We start from the raw sequence: 17,002 nt of genomic DNA, 5'->3' as shown, positions 1-17,002 counted from the left end.
CGTCGCGCATTATACTCGCGATTGTATTCACTGCAAGATTTGTTGAGAGAATTTTTTGTTTCAAGCAGTGACTCGTAAACGAAGGTGTTGCAGACTATTATCCTCTTCATAATGAGATAAAACTATTTTTTTTCAGTCGCTTTTATAACCGTTTAAAAAATAACTTTCTGTTTAATAATACAGGCTATAATACGTTGTCTTTTATTTTTTCATTAAATAAAGAGGGTAATATATGCCGTTTTCACCACCTTTTAGAAATGAGTTTTTTGAGGGTGATCTTATATATGGTTTAACTAATGAAAGAGAGCGTTATATCAGTAATTTAGATAATTTTAAAATTGTTAAAAATAGACTCCCTAAATCAACTTCTGGACAAGAGTTTTTTAAACCGACGATGATGAATTATTATTTGATTCCAGTTGAAGAAAGAGAAATGAAGAGTTTTTTAGATAGCTTTCAGAATTCACTAAGAAATAATCGAAGAGCACCTAATGCATGGTTAAGTGAGAAAGCTAATAAATACAAAGGCTATCTTAATGTTGTTGGTTTTCATGAATATGAAGAGTATAAAGAAAGTTTATATTCTTATCTTGAAAAACATGATAAGTATCATACTGTTCTTGAAGAAGGTATAACTAATGACCATGTCACTATAGGAAGAAAATGCAAAGGAGGAATATCATGGGTCACTATGAGTGATTGTCAGCTGACTGAGGATATGCATATACATTTTATACTCGATGAGATAAATATGGCAAAAGTTGTAAATAAATCAGAAGGTTTAAATAACACAAGAAAATCTATAACTGCAAAAGAATTAAGATGGGTTTATAGGAACAGAAATAATAAAAAAGTCGCGAGTAAGATTCAATTCTGGGTGGATAAAAAGCCTGTTTTTCCTCCTTGGATTTCAAATGAAGCTCTATGGGGAGAGTATCATCAGCGGAACATACTTAATCGTGATATATCTGAAGAATTTTCTAAATTATTTAATATCAGTTAGTTTAATCCGTCAGGGATAATTTCCCGCCGCTTACGGCGGGATTGTTCATTTTTTAACTCTGCTTTTTAATGTGAAATATAATCGAAAAATTATTCAGGTGAGTTTTTCAGTTAATCTATTCTTATCATGAAACTATTTAACTATAAATACCGAAAAATCCTCGGCTAAATCAGTATTCGAAAATATTTCCCGACATTCAGCCAGTAAACGTGGGCAATCTTCTTTACCATAACGTCCGCTGATATGTGTGGCGATAAAATGTTTTACCTTGGCATCACGAGCCAGCGTTGCCGCTTGTTTGGTGGTGGAATGACCACGTTCATTGGCTTTTTCGGCAAACGCATGTTCCAGAGTGATTTCATGTACCATGACATCAACATCAGCCGCCAGCTTCAGGGCTTCTGGTGTGGGCTCGGTATCCCCGAAAATCGCTAATGATTTGCCACGAATTGGCGCTCCAAGATAATCTTTACCGGAAATTGTCCGGCCATCTTCCAATGTGACCGTATCCCCTTGTTTTAGGGTTTGCATCCACGGGCCACGGGGAATTCCATCCTGAGCCAACTTTTTGGCATCCAGCGTACCGGGTTTATCATGCTCTTCAATTCGGTAGCCATAACATTCCACACGGTGATTCAGGGCATAAGCGGTGACTTTCATTGTGCCATCATCAAACAGTAATCCGGGCTGTACTTCAATAATTTCCAGTGGATAGGTCAGAAAGGAGCTGCTTAATTGCAATGAAGTTTCCACAAACTGGCGGATCCCTTTTGGCCCGTATAGCGTTAATGGATCAGTAGAGCCGCCCATTGATCGGCTGCATAGTAAGCCGGGCAGACCAAAGATATGATCTCCATGCAAATGAGTGATAAAGATCTTCTCCAGTTTGGAGATTTTAATCGGAGAGTGAAGGATTTGATGCTGTGTTCCTTCACCGCAGTCAAACATCCACAGTGAACTGCGGATCTCCTGTAAATCGAGAATAAGGCTGGTGACATTGCGTTCTTTAGTCGGGATACCTGCGCTGGTACCCAGAAATTTTAATTCCATATCGTCTTCTCCTAATCTTGCTGAATACTTTCCCAGTCTAAGCCGAATCGGGCGAGATACTTACGTAATCTATCGGCATCATTGGGTTGTTTCTTTTGTTGGCGGGAAACAGCGAAGAGCTTGCGACCGGCCTCGGATAAACTGGCAGATCCCCGGCAAACGCTGATAACGGTTTCTAATTGCTGGCGATCAAACAGATCAATTTCTGCTAAATGATCCGGCAGTAGGGAGGAACTATTTTCTCCTCGCCAGTGTTGTCTGAGGCGGATGATTTCTTCTTCTGCCAAGTGCTGATTGATGCGGCCATTTTCAGCAAACGTTGCCATACGGGCGACTGATGCACTTAATTCACGGAAATTTCCCCGCCACTTGGCCTGTTCTGAGCAGGCAAAACGCAGGTAAATCTGTCGGGCTTCTTTATCAAAACGAACCTGCGTCTGCTGCATTTGTGCATAGCGGGCTAGTTCATAGTCGATGTTTGGTTCAATATCTTCACGGCGCTGAGCCAGTCCGGGTAACTGATAAGTCCACATATTGATACGGGCATATAAATCTTCCCGGAATTTTCCCTGAACAACTCTATCCCGCAGATCCCGGTGAGTGCCGGCAATTAACTGAAAGTCACTGTAAACTTCCCGATCAGAGCCGTACGGCAGGAAGTTTTTTTCTTCAATCGCCTTCAATAACATTGCTTGTTCATCAAGGCCTAACTCGGCCACTTCATCCAGAAATAAAATACCACCATCGGCCTCGCGTAATAGGCCGGTTCGCGGCTGGATTGCCCCTGTAAATGCCCCTTTGACGTGTCCAAACAGTGTAGACATGGCATTATCACCGCGCAATGTTGCACAGTTTACTTCGACAAAACGCCCTTTAAGCAGATGGCGTGATTGGCGGAGTTGATAGATCCGGCGAGCCAGAAAGGATTTACCTGCCCCGGTTGGCCCGGTCAGCAGGATCGGTGCTGATGAGCGCAGCGCAACACGCTCAATCTGGTCTATCAGGTGGTTGAAACTGGCATTGCGCGTAGCGATGCCGGATTTCAGGAACGCCACTTGCTCCTGCTGTTCACGCAGAAAGCGGCTGGTTAGCGTGGTATAACGGCTGAGATCCAAATCGATAACAGTGTAGACTCCTTCAGGATGGCTATCGCGATCGCCATTTCTGGGTGATGTCTGGATCAGCTGGGCTGGCAGATAACGCGCTTCAGTCAGCAAAAACCAGCAAATCTGGGCAACGTGCGTGCCTGTAGTGATATGTACCAGATACTCTTCATTCTCAATATCGAAAGGATAGCGCACCGCAAAATCAAGCAGGGCAGTATAAACTTCCTCAAAATCCCACGGATCATCAATCTGAACTTCTTGCAGAACAACCCGGGTCTGTGGGGAGGTTTCTTCAATATCTTCTTTAACTCTTTGCGCCAGACTGTAGCTATCTGCCTGATAGAGTAATTCCAGCCTGTCAATTGGCAGCTCAGGCTGCTGGCATAGCCCAATAGTAGGACGCCATTTTGTCCAGCGATTCGCTTTTTTCCCACGTCTATCTAATGTTGTTCCTAAAACCCCAATAGCAACTCTGCGTTTCATCCTTGCCTCTGTTATTGATTATCTAAATTTATAAAAAACGATATAAAAAGATAAGAAAATCAAATGGCAAAAACAATCGCTGAAAATAGGGAAAAATAAAAAACTTTAATTTTCATTATGATAAGAAATATTTTTGCCTATTTTCAAAGTTGGCACTGGATTAGCAATAATAAATATCAAAGAATTAAAGGAGAACAAAAATGACGATAGCTGAAATGAAAACCAACGCTTATAACTTATTGACTCAGGAGAGCGGTGCTCCGGTAAAAATGTGGACGAATGGGGTGCCGGTTGATCCAAAAGCGATTACTCAATTACAAAATACAGCCAAGATGCCTTTTGTATTTAAGCATCTGGCAGTGATGCCGGATGTGCATGTCGGTAAAGGTTCTACCATCGGGAGTGTGATCCCGACTCGCGGCGCTATTATTCCGGCAGCAGTTGGGGTGGATATTGGCTGCGGAATGATTGCTGTGCGCACTTCATTGGTGGCGTCAGATTTACCGGATAATTTGCTGAATATCCGCCATGCTATTGAAGCTGCTGTACCGCATGGTCGTACTGTGAACCGCGGCGGGCGGGATAAAGGTTCCTGGAATAAGGTGCCGGAAGTGGTGGATCAACATTGGGCAACGTTAGCAGGTCGCTTCAAACATATCACCGATAAATACCCGAAACTGCTGAACACCAATAACCGTCAGCATTTGGGAACGCTGGGAACAGGGAACCATTTTATTGAGCTGTGCCTTGATGAGGCAGATCGCGTTTGGATAATGCTGCATAGCGGTTCCCGTGGAGTAGGAAATGCCATTGGTAATCTGTTTATTACACTGGCGCAGAAAGATATGCAGCAACATATCGCTAACCTGCCTGATCGTGATTTGGCGTATTTTGAGGAAGGAAATCGCTATTTCGATGATTATATGGAAGCGGTGGACTGGGCACAGGACTATGCGCGCCAGAATAGGGAAGTGATGATGCATCGGGTACTTGAGGCGTTATCACGCGAGATACCAAAACCGTTCACAACACAACAAGAAGCGGTGAATTGTCACCATAACTATGTACAGCGTGAGCAACACTACGGTGAAGAGATTTTGGTAACCCGTAAAGGAGCGGTATCAGCCCGTAAAGGCCAGATGGGGATCATTCCGGGTTCCATGGGGGCAAAAAGTTATATTGTCCGAGGGCTTGGAAATGAAGAAAGTTTTTGCTCATGTAGCCACGGCTCTGGGCGTGTAATGAGCCGTACTGAAGCGAAAAAACGTTTTACAGTGAACGATCAGAAACAAGCCACTGCGCATGTGGAATGCCGAAAAGATAGTGATGTCATCGACGAGATCCCGATGGCATATAAAGATATTGATGCAGTAATGGCTGCTCAGTCTTCATTGGTGGAAATCGTGCATACTTTACGTCAGGTAGTTTGTGTAAAAGGTTAGAAAGATCGCAGCAGGAAAAAGAAAATGGAAAGGGAAGCAGAAACAGTCAGCCCGGCAATGCGGGCTCGTATTAAAAGAGAACTGTATAAAATAGAGAAAAAATATGGCGTGAGGATACTGTACGCCTGTGAGTCTGGCAGTCGAGGGTGGGGCTTTGCATCACCGGACAGTGATTATGATGTGCGATTCATTTATGTTCACCCCGTGGACTGGTATCTCAAAGTGGAACCTGGGCGGGATGTGATTGAACAGCCGATAAATGATGAGCTGGATATCAGTGGCTGGGAGTTGCGCAAGGCTTTAAAACTATTGAAGCAGGCTAACCCGACTTTGGTGGAATGGCTGGATTCTCCCGTCATCTATCATGCAGATGCGGCTGCAACTAATGGGCTGAAAGCGATGGTGCCGCATTTTTTTTCGGATATTAAAGCGCGTTATCACTATCTTTCAATGGCGAAGAAAAACTTCAGGGGTTATTTGCAGGGCGAGCAGGTTCGGCTAAAAAAATACTTTTACGTATTACGTCCGTTACTGGCTGTGCGTTGGATTGAGATGGGTAAAGGTACTCCTCCCATAGATTTTGAAACGCTGGTGGCGGGTACAGTTTATGATCCTCAATTGAAAGCAGAAATTGCAGATTTACTGCGAATTAAACGAGCTGCCAATGAAGCAGAATATGGTTTGCGCAAGCCGGGAGTCCATGCATTTATTGAATCAGAACTGAATGAGACAGTAGTGCGTTGTGAGCTGAAGGATAATCGTGAACGCAATCAGGATTTACTTGATAGTTATCTGAAGCGTTGGGTAATGAAAAATAGATAAAAACGCCGATTACTGAGGGAAAACATGGATCATATCGATACTAAAATCAGCAAATTTTTAAGTTACGTATTGCGTCATCAGCCTGAATCCATTGGTCTAACACTGGATAGTGAAGGCTGGGCGGATATCAGTACGTTGATTAAATGTGCAGTGAAGCAAGGAAAGCGGCTGAATTACCCTATGATTGAGAAAATTGTCGCGACTAATGATAAAAAACGCTTTGCGATTTCGGAGGATCGGAAACGTATCAGGGCAGTACAGGGGCACTCAGCCAAACGGGTAAATATCTGTTATCAGGAAAAGATACCTCCGGCCGTTTTGTATCACGGTACAGCAACCCGTTTTCTGGATTCAATATTTAAACAAGGGCTGGTGGCGGGAAATCGTCATTATGTGCACTTATCGGCAGATGAAATGACCGCGATTAAGGTGGGTCAACGACATGGTAAAGTTGCTATTCTAAAAATTGATGTCCAGTTAATGTATGAACAGGGAATTAAATTCCATCAGGCCGAGAACGGTGTCTGGTTGACAAAGGCGGTTCCTGTCGAATATATCAGTATGAAGTAACATCATAATTAAACATGTTTATGCACACCTAACTCTGGAGATAAAAATGACAGTTTTGGATTCTCTATTGGCATTCATGATTGCTGCTACGTTATTGACATTAACCCCCGGTCTGGATACAGCTTTGGTTTTAAGAACCGCTGCGGCGGAAGGTGGGAAAAAAGCCTTTCAGGCCGCTCTTGGAATTGATGCCGGATGTTTTATATGGGGAGCGATGGTGGCATTTGGCTTGGGTGCATTGATCGCTGTATCTGAACTGGCATTCAATATTCTGAAATGGTGTGGAGCGCTGTATTTATGCTGGTTAGGTCTTCAGATGATCTTTCGCCCTAATACCGATCTTGGTGGTGTGAATACTTCTTCGGTTAAAGCGTCGAACTGGTTTATCAGGGGCATGCTGGGAAATGTACTGAACCCAAAAGTAGGTGTGTTTTATGTCTCTTTCTTGCCTCAGTTTATTCCTCAAGGGCATTCACCCATGATCTGGACATTTGGCTTAGTTGCTATTCATGCCGCACTGGGTACGATATGGTCACTGATTCTGATTTTTGCCACACGTCCGCTTTCCCATGTGTTAAAGCGTGGTAATGTCATCAAATGGATGAATCGGGCGACAGGAGGATTATTTCTGTTTTTTGCGTTTAAATTAGCATTTAGCCGGCGTTGAAACTTCGTTGAGCTTAGGTTGATATTTGTATTCTACAATATATTTATGTTCGACATATTATCCATTGTCTTTTCAGTTTACAATCTGAAAGACAATGGACGTAGCTTATTAAAGTGACTTTCCATTTTAAACAAACCTTGTGTTTTTCTGACCATTTGATGGGGTTATTCTATATTTAAATTAATTGATTATTATATTTCTCATTATCACAGTTATAGGAATGGTATAAATATAATAAATGAGGAGATAATTAAATGAATGTTACTTTTCGCACATTTGATATTAAAATATCTTCTGGAGATCCCAGAAGGACGGATAAATTTTATTATAATGGTAGACAGCAAGTCACATTGGTTATTAATATTATAAAACAAGTGGATGGTGTTGATACGCCATTAACTGAAGACGAAAAGGAGAGTGTGACGCTAGCGAGTAAAAAGCATCCCGAAACTCCTCTCAGATCTCCCTGGTTCTGTGATAAAGTAAAGAATCAGTATGATGAAGGAATTAGGGGGGAAGTAATAAATAGTAATACAATCAATGAGAATAAAAATAAGCAGGGAGATATAAATCCAGAGACTATTTATCGCTATTTTCGGGCGGAAGCAAGTGATAAAATGGAGCTTGTAGCGACAGTGACCATTAATGGAAAAATATACTCTTCCAGCACACAAGATGATAAAGTAGTAACAATATTACCCCGTGCACCGTATAAAGTAGATCATCGTGAACTTAAGTTAGAACAAAAAATAGCTTATTTAAATGAATTTGAAACCAAAAATTATATAAGTATTAGTTTTTACTCTTGGGGATTACCAGATTCATTATACATTAAAGAATATAAAGTTCTTTGTTTTAAATACGAGGCTATTCCTGAAGGTGGAATTATAGGTCGTAATTTGCCTGGTGAAGATCCTGCACGAATGAGTGTCATGTTAAAAAGGGATATTTTAGATATTCCAGTTAAGAGTTTAATAAGAACGGAAAATGTACCGGGTGGAGATACTATTTTACATTTTCCCATTAAAAATAATGAGTTCAGAGCAACTCTTGGATTTTGTGATAATCGCGTTCATCACGAAAGAAAAATAAATGCGGGCTGTATGGCCGAGATAGTGGATAATTTTGGATGCCGCCATACTTTTCTAGTGGAAACAACCAATGACTTTAGTTCATTACATTTTGTTGACTAAGCCGATATCTATTGAGACGCCGGTTGCTAAGATACTGGCGTCTATTTTAATTTCCACTTATAGACATTTCGTCTTTCAAGTTGTTTCTATCTTTATATTGGCTGCACTCACTTACCCTAGTTACCGTATTTATAAACATACGATTATCTATGCTTCTGGAGATTACTAAGAGGCTCCAGTCTTTCACCGGAGCTCAGCCTTTGGCCGGGCAAATTCGTACCTGACGAATTTGTTTCTCCCTTGCCGCCGCGACGCATTTTGAAATCCATTGTATATAGAGTTAGTTCTCAAATAGCGTGTTAAATATCAAAGTCTAATTCTTTAACCAATGTAGCCACCATGACAGCCTTAATCGTATGCATACGGTTTTCTGCCTGATCAAAAACAATGCTGTATTCTGATTCAAACACATCATTAGTCACTTCCAGACCACCAGACAAGTTGAATTCTTCCGCAAGCTGTTTACCAAGAATGGTTTCTTCATTATGAAAAGCCGGCAGGCAATGCAGGAATTTCACATCTGGATTTCCCGTTAGTTTCACGAGATCCATATTAACCTGATAAGGCGCTAATAATTCAATGCGCTCCTGCCAGACATTTTTAGGCTCACCCATTGAGACCCAGACATCGGTATAAAGGAAATCAGCAGCCTGTACGCCAGCCACGATATCTTCCGTCAGTGTGATTTTTCCACCTGTTTTCGTTGCCTGTTTTTGGCATTCACTCACTAATTGAGCATCCGGCCAGCAGGTTTTTGGTGCAACCAGATGCAAATCTAATCCCGTTAGTGCAGCCGCTTCCAGCAAGCTGTTACCCATGTTATTACGGGCATCGCCCAGATAGGCCAGTTTTATTTCAGTTAAGGGTTTTCTACTGTGTTCCTGCATCGTCAGCAAATCTGCCAGTAGCTGAGTCGGGTGGAACTCATCCGTTAGTCCATTCCAGACGGGAACACCAGCATATTCTGCCAGCGTATCGACTATTGTCTGCCCATAGCCACGGTACTGAATGCCATCATACCAACGCCCAAGTACCCTTGCTGTATCCCTGATCGACTCCTTATGCCCAATCTGGCTGCCGCTGGGACCTAAATAGGTGACATTAGCTCCTTGGTCATGTGCTGCAACTTCAAATGCACAGCGTGTGCGGGTGGAGTCTTTCTCAAAAATCAGGGCGATATTCTTTCCTGCCAGCAAGGGAATTTCTTTACCTGATTTTTTATTCGATTTCAATTTCATTGACAGAGATAAAAAAAGCTCAATTTCTTTAGGCTTGTAATCAAGTAATCTCAGGAGATGACGGTGAAAAAATGGATTCATGTGGCATTTTCTCCATAGGGAAAAATTGAATTAATATGCACTATATATCAATAAAAAATCTTATTACAAGCGCTATATACACAATGGATTTCAAGATGCGTCGCGGCGGCAAGAGAGAGAACCCCCAAGAGCATAGAAACTATGTGACTGGGGTGAACGAGCGCAGCCAACAAAGAGGCAACTGGAAAGACGAAGTGTATAGTGTGTATTGAAGATTTAAGGATAGCCAAGAGAATAGTGGCCCGGCGCTTAAGGCCTGTACTTTTGGTTTAACAGCACGGGATAGCTATATCCTTTGCAAAGAAAAGATGGGAGAATGCGGAACAGGATAGCCAACTGACAGAGGGGATTGGCATGGCAGACCCACATGCACTGGAAGAACAGCGCGAAGAAACTCGCTTGATCATCGAAGAGTTATTGGAAGATGGCAGTGATCCTGAAGCGCTTTATATCATTGAACACCACTTTTCAGCAGACGATTTTGACCGTCTGGAGAAAGCAGCAGTTGAAGCATTTAAACTTGGTTATGAAGTTACAGATGCGGAAGAGCTGGAAACAGAAGATCGCGTTATTTTGATGTGTTGTGATGTAATCAGTGAGAGCCGTCTGGAGGCTGATCTGATCATCGCACAGGTTGAGCAATTGATGGATCTGGCTGAAAAAATGGGTGTGAATTACGATGGCTGGGGAACTTATTTTGAAGACCCTAATGCTTCAGATGATGACGATGATGTAGGTGATCTTTTCCCGGAAGAAGATGAACCCAGATTACACTGAGTTTTCTATCGCATTTGCCCCACGGTTCGCGCGGGGCATATTATTATGTTTTTACAGCATCTTAACCATTCTAACCTCACAATCACTGTGCCCAGTATTGCCTAGGGGCGCATCAAGGTAACTGAAGCCCAGTTTTTCATACAGAGCGATGGCTGCTTTCAGGTTTTCTGTCGTTTCTAAATAACAGCGCGTAAAGCCCTGTTCCACACCGAACTCCAGCGATTGTTTTACGATTTGTCTGGCAACACCCTTGCCCCGTAATGCTGAAGAAAGATACATTTTTTGCAGTTCACAGGTATTACTATCGCCTCCTGACAGTGGAGCAACCCCGCCACCTCCAACGACTTTCCCCGCCATTTCAACCACCCAGTATGCACTACGTGGCTGGCTGTAAACTTCGTACAGAGTATCCAGAATTGGGTCAGCGACGGCGAAGCCTTTATCAGCTGTTAAACCGTGCTCGGCGGATACTTCACGAATAATGGCGGCAATATCTGGGTTATCTTGTTGGGTAATAGGGCGGATGATGTAGTCGGGTGTTGTATTTTTGACCATTGTTCCCTCGTTATGTATTTTGATTTTTTTGGTACTGGATGACAGCGCTTGACTAAGCGCTTTGGGTAATAGCATGAATTGAATATATCCTGAAATCAACTGTATATAAAAGTATTTAATTTTATTTTCTCAACCTATTTAAAATTTTTTATGGCAAAATAGCAGAATTAAAAATTAGACACTATAATAAAGTATTATGGTCACAAAAATATAGAACTTTACTGGTTCTTTCTGGTTTTTATTTTAGCTTAATTATTATTTTTATTTAATTGTCATAAAATTTATTTTTGTTCCCTGTGTGCATCTTTCATGTGATGCAATTACTTTAAAAATAATGAGACGCAATTCATTTTAATATCATATCAAATTTTTCGGAATGATTAATTAACATGGAAAATTTAATTTTATTTATTGTTTTTATATATTTTTAATTTTTTTCCGCATGGCGGGAGTCATTTTGCACAATAAAATTGATGGTTTAATGATGGTTATTTAAATTTTCTCCAAAGCTGAAAGTTTATGTGGAATGTATTCCAAACTCGGATGATCAGGAGAATGAACTGATAGTACTATTATGGGCTGGATGGGATATTTGGTAATGTAGGAGAAACTATAATGAATCTAATAAAGAAAATATTTATTTTAATATTCATGGTATCGTCGTTTCCGCCATTTTCTGCCATAGCAGATAATAAAACGCTATCTGATAGTGATCCCAAAAACTTTGTTGTCGGTTTATTTTTTGATGAAAATGGTGATACCTACAATCCTCTAGTAGGGTATGGCAGTGTACTACGATATACACTGTCTGATCCAAATTTATCAATACAGTATACACACCATGATGATGTTGAAAATATTCCGATTGCACCACTTATGCAACGCGCTGCAGTATATTGGAGTCGTGTGACAGCACCACATTTCACTGTTAGGGAAAGGAGAGAAGGAGAATCTGCAAATTTCATTTTGCAAACGATGCTACCTGTTATGCTAGATAGTAGTAATGCAGGCCTTTATCTTGGGAATTTGGATGCATACACTGTCTTCCCTCATTCGAGAGAATATGAAGAGGATGTGACAGACTACGGCATCACATCAGCAGGGATATTTTTCCGGCCAAGTATTCCTATAACAGATGATGTTTTCACCAACTGGGAAGACGCTATGGGGAGAGGTAGATCTTTTAGAGAGTATGCAGAGCATAATACATATGCACTGATACTTCATGAGATGGGACACGCTCTAGGATTAGCTCACCCTGATGAGATTGTTAATGGGCCAAGTTTCGTTACAGATATACACCCACGCATTTATAGAACGAATTCGTACGATGTATATTGGTTGCCCGATAGCCATGATACTCCAATAATGCTTCAACATTTAACCGATTTTTTACTCACTCTACGGCAAAGACTTGGACAAGATTTAACGCTGGATAATATTGCTGTATCTGAACAGGAAATAAATGTGATATTAAGTCAGCTTTCTTTTGATTGTCGTCCACATCGGGAGAATTTCGACATATCTTCTCGTTCACTTTCGCTTACAAAAAGTAAGTATTGTAATCATAGTACCGTTTATCCTCTGGCAAAAAGGATAGTACCAATTATTACGGCTCTGTCGCATTAATGTAGATTTAGAGTAGCTTGATCAGATTATATCCGACGCTTTGCAGAAGATAATGCAATTGAAGAATATAATCTGATCAGTTGGTTAACTAATTACTTAGAAATATCAGTGCCAAAGTATTTCTCGGAAATACGGGCGTAAGTTCCGTCATCTTTCATGCCTTGCAGTGCTTTATTAATCGCTTCGACTAATTCAGGATCACCTTTGCGCATTAAAACGGCCGATTTACTGGCATCAGTCTGCTGAGCGACAATTTTAACCGGTGCATTCGGGCGTTGGTTTTTGAAGTCAAGAAATGACAAACGATCATTCAGAGTGGCATCAGCCCGACCGGTGGCAACTAAATCAACGGACTGGTTAAAACCATCCGTGCTGACCAGTGTGGCACCATAAGATGTTGCTAATTGCCCGTAGTTGCTGGTTAAAGATTGCGCGGATCGTTTTCCTTTGAGGTCATCAAAGGATTTGATGCTGTTATTGTTATCACGGGTGATCAGAACAACCTGAGATGTTGTGTAAGGGATTGAAAAGCTGAATTTGGCTTCCCGTGCAGGAGTCACACCAACCTGATTAACAACCGCATCAAAGCGTTTAGCATCCAGCCCTGCAATTAAACCATCCCACTTTACTTCCGTAAACTCAGGTTTAACATCCATACGACGTGCAATCTCTCTGGCAATATCGACATCAAAGCCGGTTAATTTATTGCTGGCATCGTGGTAGGTAAATGGAGGGTAAGTCCCTTCTGTACCAATTTTAAATACGCCAGAGGCTTTTATGGCATCTAAATCTTTACCGGCATAGCTGGGAGCAGCGATAGCAAGAGTAACGGCACCTGCAAGCAGCAATTTTAAGAATACTTTCATGATGTTCTCCAAATGAATTTTTATAAAAATGTAGTGGCTCTCTATATTTGCCAGTCCGGTAAAGTTTCAGTCAGAGTTGAAACAAACTCGATGGTGCGCTGGTGATCCGGGCGGGTAAACATGTGTTTGGCGCTTCCCGATTCGATAATTTCCCCAAATTCCAGAAAGATAACATCATGAGCAAGGTTAGCAGCCAGACGCAGATCGTGCGTTGCCATTAACATTGTTGTCCCTTCATCTGCTAACTGTTTCAGTACAGAAACGACTTCTTTTGATAGTTCAGGGTCAAGGGCTGAAGTTGGTTCATCACATAATAATACCTTTGGCGATGGTGCCATCGCTCTGGCGATTGCAACACGCTGCTGCTGACCACCGGATAATGTGGTTGGCCACACATCCGCTTTATGCGACATTTCAACTTTTTCCAGTAGCTCCATCGCCCGTTCTCTGGCACGTTCACGAGGCCATTTCTGTACCCAAATCAGCCCCTCCATGATGTTTTCAATCACAGTGAGGTGTGGAAAAAGTTGGAAATTCTGGAATACCATGCCGGTTTGCAGACTAAAGCGCTGGATTTCCTTGTGGGAAAGCCGCTCTTTGCCGGTAAACGTGATTTTTTCTTTCCCCAGCATAAGTTGACCGGCCTGTGGAATTTCCAGCAGATTAATGCAGCGTAACAGGGTGCTTTTCCCACTGCCAGAAGGGCCAATAAGGGCGGTCAGGCTGCCTTCCTTAATCGTCAGGTTAATATTTTTCAGCACCTTTTGTCCGTCGAAACTTTTTTCAATGTTAGAGAGCTGAATCATTATTGGTTTCCTTATTATTGCTATTTTTAGCGTATTGCTGAGAGAACTTGTTTTCCATACGGGTTTGCAGTGCTGATAACAGCGAACTCAGGAGCAGATAAAGAATGGCTGCTTCGGTGTACAGGATCAGTGGCTGGTATGTCACAGCGGCAATGCGCTGTGCGGCCAGAAACATTTCCGGCACGGTAATAACAGACGCCAGTGAGGTATCTTTTACCAAAGAAATAAAGGTATTTGACAGTGGCGGAATAGAAACTCTTGCAGCTTGTGGCAGAACAATACGACGCAGGGATTGCCACCAACTCATGCCGATAGAGTGGGAAGCCTCCCATTGGCCTTTAGGCACTGAATTCAGCGCAGCCCGGATAACTTCTGATGTGTAAGCACCGACGTTCAGCGTAAAGCCAATCACGGCAGAGGTGAATGCTTCCAGTGTAATGCCGATGCTGGGCAGTGCATAAAATATCAGAAACAGTTGCACTAATAACGGTGTTCCGCGGATCAGCCAGACATAAAAACGTACAACTACAACCAATGGCTTAGGCCCGTAAAGCCTGATCAGGGCAACGATAAACCCCAGCGTAAGCCCGAGGGCAAATGTGATCAGGGTGAGGGGAATAGTGAATGTCAGGCCTGCGTAAATCATTGGCCAAAGAGAATCCAGTGCTAAGCTGAGCCAGGATGGAGTCATATATCGTTCCTATATTAACATCAAAAAGTATTTATTTTTTATAAGATTGTTTTAGTGATGATATGGCAATAAGAGAGCATCCTTATATAAAATAAAGTTATAGCTTAGAACTGGCGGATCAGTGACTAAAATACTTGTCCCAGATGCGTTGGTAAGTTCCGTCAGCGTTGATTTCAGTAATGGCTTCATCGACTGCGGCCTTTAACTCGGTATCGTTTTTGCGCAGGAGTACAGCAGTCTGTGCTGCATGGGTATCGGTTGCCACAATTTGTACCGGTGCTTCTGGGCGATGTTTTTTATAATCGAGGTAGGACAGTTTATCGTTGATGGTGGCATCTGCACGGCCCGTACTGACAAGCTCAACTTCCTGATTAAAGCCATTTGTAGCGATAATTTCTGCTCCGTGCTGACGCGCAATCTGGGCGAAGTTATTGGTTAAGGTATGAGCGGACTTTTTGTCTTTTAAATCACTAAACGTTTTAATCTTATTGTTATCGGTTCTGGTAATCAAAACAGCTTCTGAAATGACATAAGGCAAGGAGAAAATATATTTTTTCTGGCGTTCGGGGGTAATCGCAATCTGGTTCATAACTGCATCTGATCGCCTAGCATCCAGACCAGCAATCAGCCCATCCCATTTCCCTTCAATAAATTCAGGTTTTACTTTCATTCGTTTGGCAATTTCACGGCCGATTTCTACATCAAACCCAGTTAATTTTCCCGAGGCATCATGATAACTGAATGGAGCATACGCACCCTCCGTTCCGATCCTGAATATGCCAGAGGACTGGATTTTACTCAGAGTGGATTCTGCATAAGTTAAATGTGTAAAGCCCAGTTGAATCATTCCTGCTAATAATATTTTATGGATAATTTTCATTTTAACTTCCTGATAATGAGAGTTATTATCAAATATAATACATGACTGGCTTTTTAGTCCCAATGATTTATATATAATAGGAAATTATATAATGTATTTTAATTCTCATATGAAAATATTGTGAGAAAACTAATAGTTCATACCTGTTCTTGTAAACAATGTTGATTACTTCCATTTTTTAATAATAGAGAAACATTTTTTAAAAAACATATTTGTTTTTTTGTTTTTATTATCTATTTGATTTTAATTGGTTTTATTTTTGTTATTTAATGGTTTTATTAATATGGAATAAAAGTAATTAAATGTGAAAGCTGCATTAATAATAATTGTTCTCAATAACATAGCGTCAAAAACATTGAAGCATCATTTTTTTTAATGTAATGTTTTTCCATATTATGATTTTTTGTGTGAATTTATTGATATTAAAAGTTGGTGTTCAATGCAAAGTTCATTATTTAGAAAAGGAATGTTAGATTCATTACCTGTTTGCATTTCTTTTTTCCTCATTTTTGCATCCGTTGGTGCTTTGTATCAAAATAAAGGGCTTTCATTAATAGAGACAATGGTGGGTTCTGTATTCACTTTTGCTGCACCATTGCAGGTTGCGGTTGTTAATTATCTTGCTAATGGCGCATTTTTATCAGTGATAATACTAACCCTGATCATTAACTTTCGCTTCTTTCTGATGTCGATGGTTATGTCACAGTATTTTCATGGCATCTCAAAAAGCAAGGTTGTATTGTCAATGTTGGCATTCAGTGCCAGCACATACACTGTAACTCATGCTCATTTAGTTTCGGAGAAGATCCCTGAAGGAAAAGCACAGTTTAATTATTATCTGGGTGTATCTATCCCCAGTTTTGTTATCGCTGTTCTTGCAACCTTATTGGGATATGTATCTTCAGATTATCTGAATTACGATTCAATCTCTCTTTTTCTTGTGATGTTAATTCCGATTCATTTTTCATCTCTTACCGCTAAGCGTGCCGGAAAAGATTTGTCTGTTTTTGCTACGCTGGTAGGTGGGTTGTGTGCACCATTCATCAATGAATTAAATATTCAGCTTATGGATATAGCAATACCCATTATGGTTGGAATGTGTATTGCATTTTATGAATTAAAAATTAAAAAGGGAGCCTGAAC

The 17,002-nt window shown here is 41.2% G+C and carries 17 protein-coding genes; 9 read left to right on the top strand and 8 right to left on the bottom strand.

Features of this window, described 5'->3' with window-relative positions; genetic code table 11:
* Positions 1-232: 232 nt before the first annotated feature.
* Entirely contained in the window at positions 233-1,003 is a 771-nt protein-coding gene (locus Xsto_RS15340) for a hypothetical protein (RefSeq protein WP_099125602.1), read from the top strand.
* 132 nt (positions 1,004-1,135) lie between these two features.
* On the opposite strand, the gene rnz is transcribed toward Xsto_RS15340, so the two are convergent.
* Together rnz and rtcR are read right to left on the bottom strand one after the other, a co-directional pair.
* On the bottom strand, positions 1,136-2,053 hold the full coding sequence (rnz, locus tag Xsto_RS15335; protein WP_099125601.1) for a ribonuclease Z: 918 nt from the start codon (positions 2,051-2,053) through the stop codon (positions 1,136-1,138).
* An 11-nt stretch (positions 2,054-2,064) separates the two neighbouring features.
* Complete coding sequence (gene rtcR, locus Xsto_RS15330) at positions 2,065-3,642, bottom strand: RNA repair transcriptional activator RtcR (RefSeq protein ID WP_099125600.1); 1,578 nt, start codon at positions 3,640-3,642, stop codon at positions 2,065-2,067.
* 215 nt (positions 3,643-3,857) lie between these two features.
* On the opposite strand from rtcR, the gene Xsto_RS15325 reads away from it, so the two are divergent.
* From Xsto_RS15325 to Xsto_RS15305, 5 genes are all read left to right on the top strand, one after another.
* Positions 3,858-5,084 carry an RtcB family protein gene (locus Xsto_RS15325; RefSeq protein WP_099125610.1) on the top strand — a complete coding sequence of 409 codons (1,227 nt, stop codon included), beginning with the start codon at positions 3,858-3,860 and terminating at the stop codon, positions 5,082-5,084.
* Positions 5,085-5,108: 24 nt separating this feature from the next.
* Positions 5,109-5,906 carry a nucleotidyltransferase domain-containing protein gene (locus Xsto_RS15320; RefSeq protein ID WP_099125599.1) on the top strand — a complete coding sequence of 266 codons (798 nt, stop codon included), beginning with the start codon at positions 5,109-5,111 and terminating at the stop codon, positions 5,904-5,906.
* 24 nt (positions 5,907-5,930) lie between these two features.
* Complete coding sequence (locus Xsto_RS15315; RefSeq protein ID WP_099125598.1) at positions 5,931-6,476, top strand: RNA 2'-phosphotransferase; 546 nt, start codon at positions 5,931-5,933, stop codon at positions 6,474-6,476.
* Between the two features lie 46 nt (positions 6,477-6,522).
* Positions 6,523-7,143 carry a LysE family translocator gene (locus Xsto_RS15310; protein WP_099125597.1) on the top strand — a complete coding sequence of 207 codons (621 nt, stop codon included), beginning with the start codon at positions 6,523-6,525 and terminating at the stop codon, positions 7,141-7,143.
* Positions 7,144-7,397: 254 nt separating this feature from the next.
* Positions 7,398-8,336, top strand: coding sequence for a hypothetical protein (locus Xsto_RS15305; protein ID WP_099125596.1), 939 nt, complete (start codon positions 7,398-7,400; stop codon positions 8,334-8,336).
* 299 nt (positions 8,337-8,635) lie between these two features.
* On the opposite strand, the gene argF is transcribed toward Xsto_RS15305, so the two are convergent.
* On the bottom strand, positions 8,636-9,655 hold the full coding sequence (gene argF / locus Xsto_RS15300; protein ID WP_099125595.1) for an ornithine carbamoyltransferase: 1,020 nt from the start codon (positions 9,653-9,655) through the stop codon (positions 8,636-8,638).
* Positions 9,656-10,009: 354 nt separating this feature from the next.
* Here argF and rraB point away from each other — a divergent pair, with 354 nt between their 5' ends.
* Positions 10,010-10,432 (top strand): ribonuclease E inhibitor RraB, encoded by a 423-nt coding sequence (rraB, locus tag Xsto_RS15295; RefSeq protein ID WP_099109041.1) that lies wholly within the window; start codon positions 10,010-10,012, stop codon positions 10,430-10,432.
* Between the two features lie 51 nt (positions 10,433-10,483).
* On the opposite strand, the gene Xsto_RS15290 is transcribed toward rraB, so the two are convergent.
* Positions 10,484-10,987 (bottom strand): GNAT family N-acetyltransferase, encoded by a 504-nt coding sequence (locus Xsto_RS15290; protein ID WP_099125609.1) that lies wholly within the window; start codon positions 10,985-10,987, stop codon positions 10,484-10,486.
* Between the two features lie 615 nt (positions 10,988-11,602).
* Between Xsto_RS15290 and Xsto_RS15285 the strand changes: the two genes are divergently transcribed.
* A complete protein-coding gene (locus tag Xsto_RS15285) occupies positions 11,603-12,616 on the top strand; it encodes a zinc metalloprotease (protein WP_099125594.1) in 1,014 nt (337 codons plus the stop codon).
* Positions 12,617-12,708: 92 nt separating this feature from the next.
* On the opposite strand, the gene Xsto_RS15280 is transcribed toward Xsto_RS15285, so the two are convergent.
* The 4 genes from Xsto_RS15280 to Xsto_RS15265 form a co-directional block, all read right to left on the bottom strand.
* Positions 12,709-13,482, bottom strand: coding sequence for an amino acid ABC transporter substrate-binding protein (locus tag Xsto_RS15280; protein WP_099125593.1), 774 nt, complete (start codon positions 13,480-13,482; stop codon positions 12,709-12,711).
* Positions 13,483-13,523: 41 nt separating this feature from the next.
* Complete coding sequence (locus Xsto_RS15275) at positions 13,524-14,288, bottom strand: amino acid ABC transporter ATP-binding protein (protein ID WP_099120060.1); 765 nt, start codon at positions 14,286-14,288, stop codon at positions 13,524-13,526.
* Entirely contained in the window at positions 14,272-14,979 is a 708-nt protein-coding gene (locus Xsto_RS15270; RefSeq protein WP_099125592.1) for an amino acid ABC transporter permease, read from the bottom strand. The genes Xsto_RS15275 and Xsto_RS15270 overlap by 17 nt, the downstream gene beginning before the upstream one ends.
* A gap of 118 nt (positions 14,980-15,097) precedes the next feature.
* Entirely contained in the window at positions 15,098-15,859 is a 762-nt protein-coding gene (locus tag Xsto_RS15265) for an amino acid ABC transporter substrate-binding protein (protein ID WP_099109036.1), read from the bottom strand.
* A 403-nt stretch (positions 15,860-16,262) separates the two neighbouring features.
* Between Xsto_RS15265 and Xsto_RS15260 the strand changes: the two genes are divergently transcribed.
* On the top strand, positions 16,263-17,000 hold the full coding sequence (locus tag Xsto_RS15260) for an AzlC family ABC transporter permease (RefSeq protein WP_141554521.1): 738 nt from the start codon (positions 16,263-16,265) through the stop codon (positions 16,998-17,000).
* Positions 17,001-17,002: the final 2 nt, after the last annotated feature.

This window comes from Xenorhabdus stockiae (genome assembly GCF_002632825.1).
Lineage (GTDB): Bacteria > Pseudomonadota > Gammaproteobacteria > Enterobacterales > Enterobacteriaceae > Xenorhabdus > Xenorhabdus stockiae.
This window is presented reverse-complemented; position numbering and strand designations above follow the sequence as displayed.

Coding starts and splice junctions, on each gene's coding strand:
- Xsto_RS15340 (WP_099125602.1), top strand. CDS start 233: ATGCCGTTTTCACCACCTTTTAGAAATGAGTTTTTTGAGGGTGATCTT.
- rnz (WP_099125601.1), bottom strand. CDS start 2,053: ATGGAATTAAAATTTCTGGGTACCAGCGCAGGTATCCCGACTAAAGAA.
- rtcR (WP_099125600.1), bottom strand. CDS start 3,642: ATGAAACGCAGAGTTGCTATTGGGGTTTTAGGAACAACATTAGATAGA.
- Xsto_RS15325 (WP_099125610.1), top strand. CDS start 3,858: ATGAAAACCAACGCTTATAACTTATTGACTCAGGAGAGCGGTGCTCCG.
- Xsto_RS15320 (WP_099125599.1), top strand. CDS start 5,109: ATGGAAAGGGAAGCAGAAACAGTCAGCCCGGCAATGCGGGCTCGTATT.
- Xsto_RS15315 (WP_099125598.1), top strand. CDS start 5,931: ATGGATCATATCGATACTAAAATCAGCAAATTTTTAAGTTACGTATTG.
- Xsto_RS15310 (WP_099125597.1), top strand. CDS start 6,523: ATGACAGTTTTGGATTCTCTATTGGCATTCATGATTGCTGCTACGTTA.
- Xsto_RS15305 (WP_099125596.1), top strand. CDS start 7,398: ATGAATGTTACTTTTCGCACATTTGATATTAAAATATCTTCTGGAGAT.
- argF (WP_099125595.1), bottom strand. CDS start 9,655: ATGAATCCATTTTTTCACCGTCATCTCCTGAGATTACTTGATTACAAG.
- rraB (WP_099109041.1), top strand. CDS start 10,010: ATGGCAGACCCACATGCACTGGAAGAACAGCGCGAAGAAACTCGCTTG.
- Xsto_RS15290 (WP_099125609.1), bottom strand. CDS start 10,987: ATGGTCAAAAATACAACACCCGACTACATCATCCGCCCTATTACCCAA.
- Xsto_RS15285 (WP_099125594.1), top strand. CDS start 11,603: ATGAATCTAATAAAGAAAATATTTATTTTAATATTCATGGTATCGTCG.
- Xsto_RS15280 (WP_099125593.1), bottom strand. CDS start 13,482: ATGAAAGTATTCTTAAAATTGCTGCTTGCAGGTGCCGTTACTCTTGCT.
- Xsto_RS15275 (WP_099120060.1), bottom strand. CDS start 14,288: ATGATTCAGCTCTCTAACATTGAAAAAAGTTTCGACGGACAAAAGGTG.
- Xsto_RS15270 (WP_099125592.1), bottom strand. CDS start 14,979: ATGACTCCATCCTGGCTCAGCTTAGCACTGGATTCTCTTTGGCCAATG.
- Xsto_RS15265 (WP_099109036.1), bottom strand. CDS start 15,859: ATGAAAATTATCCATAAAATATTATTAGCAGGAATGATTCAACTGGGC.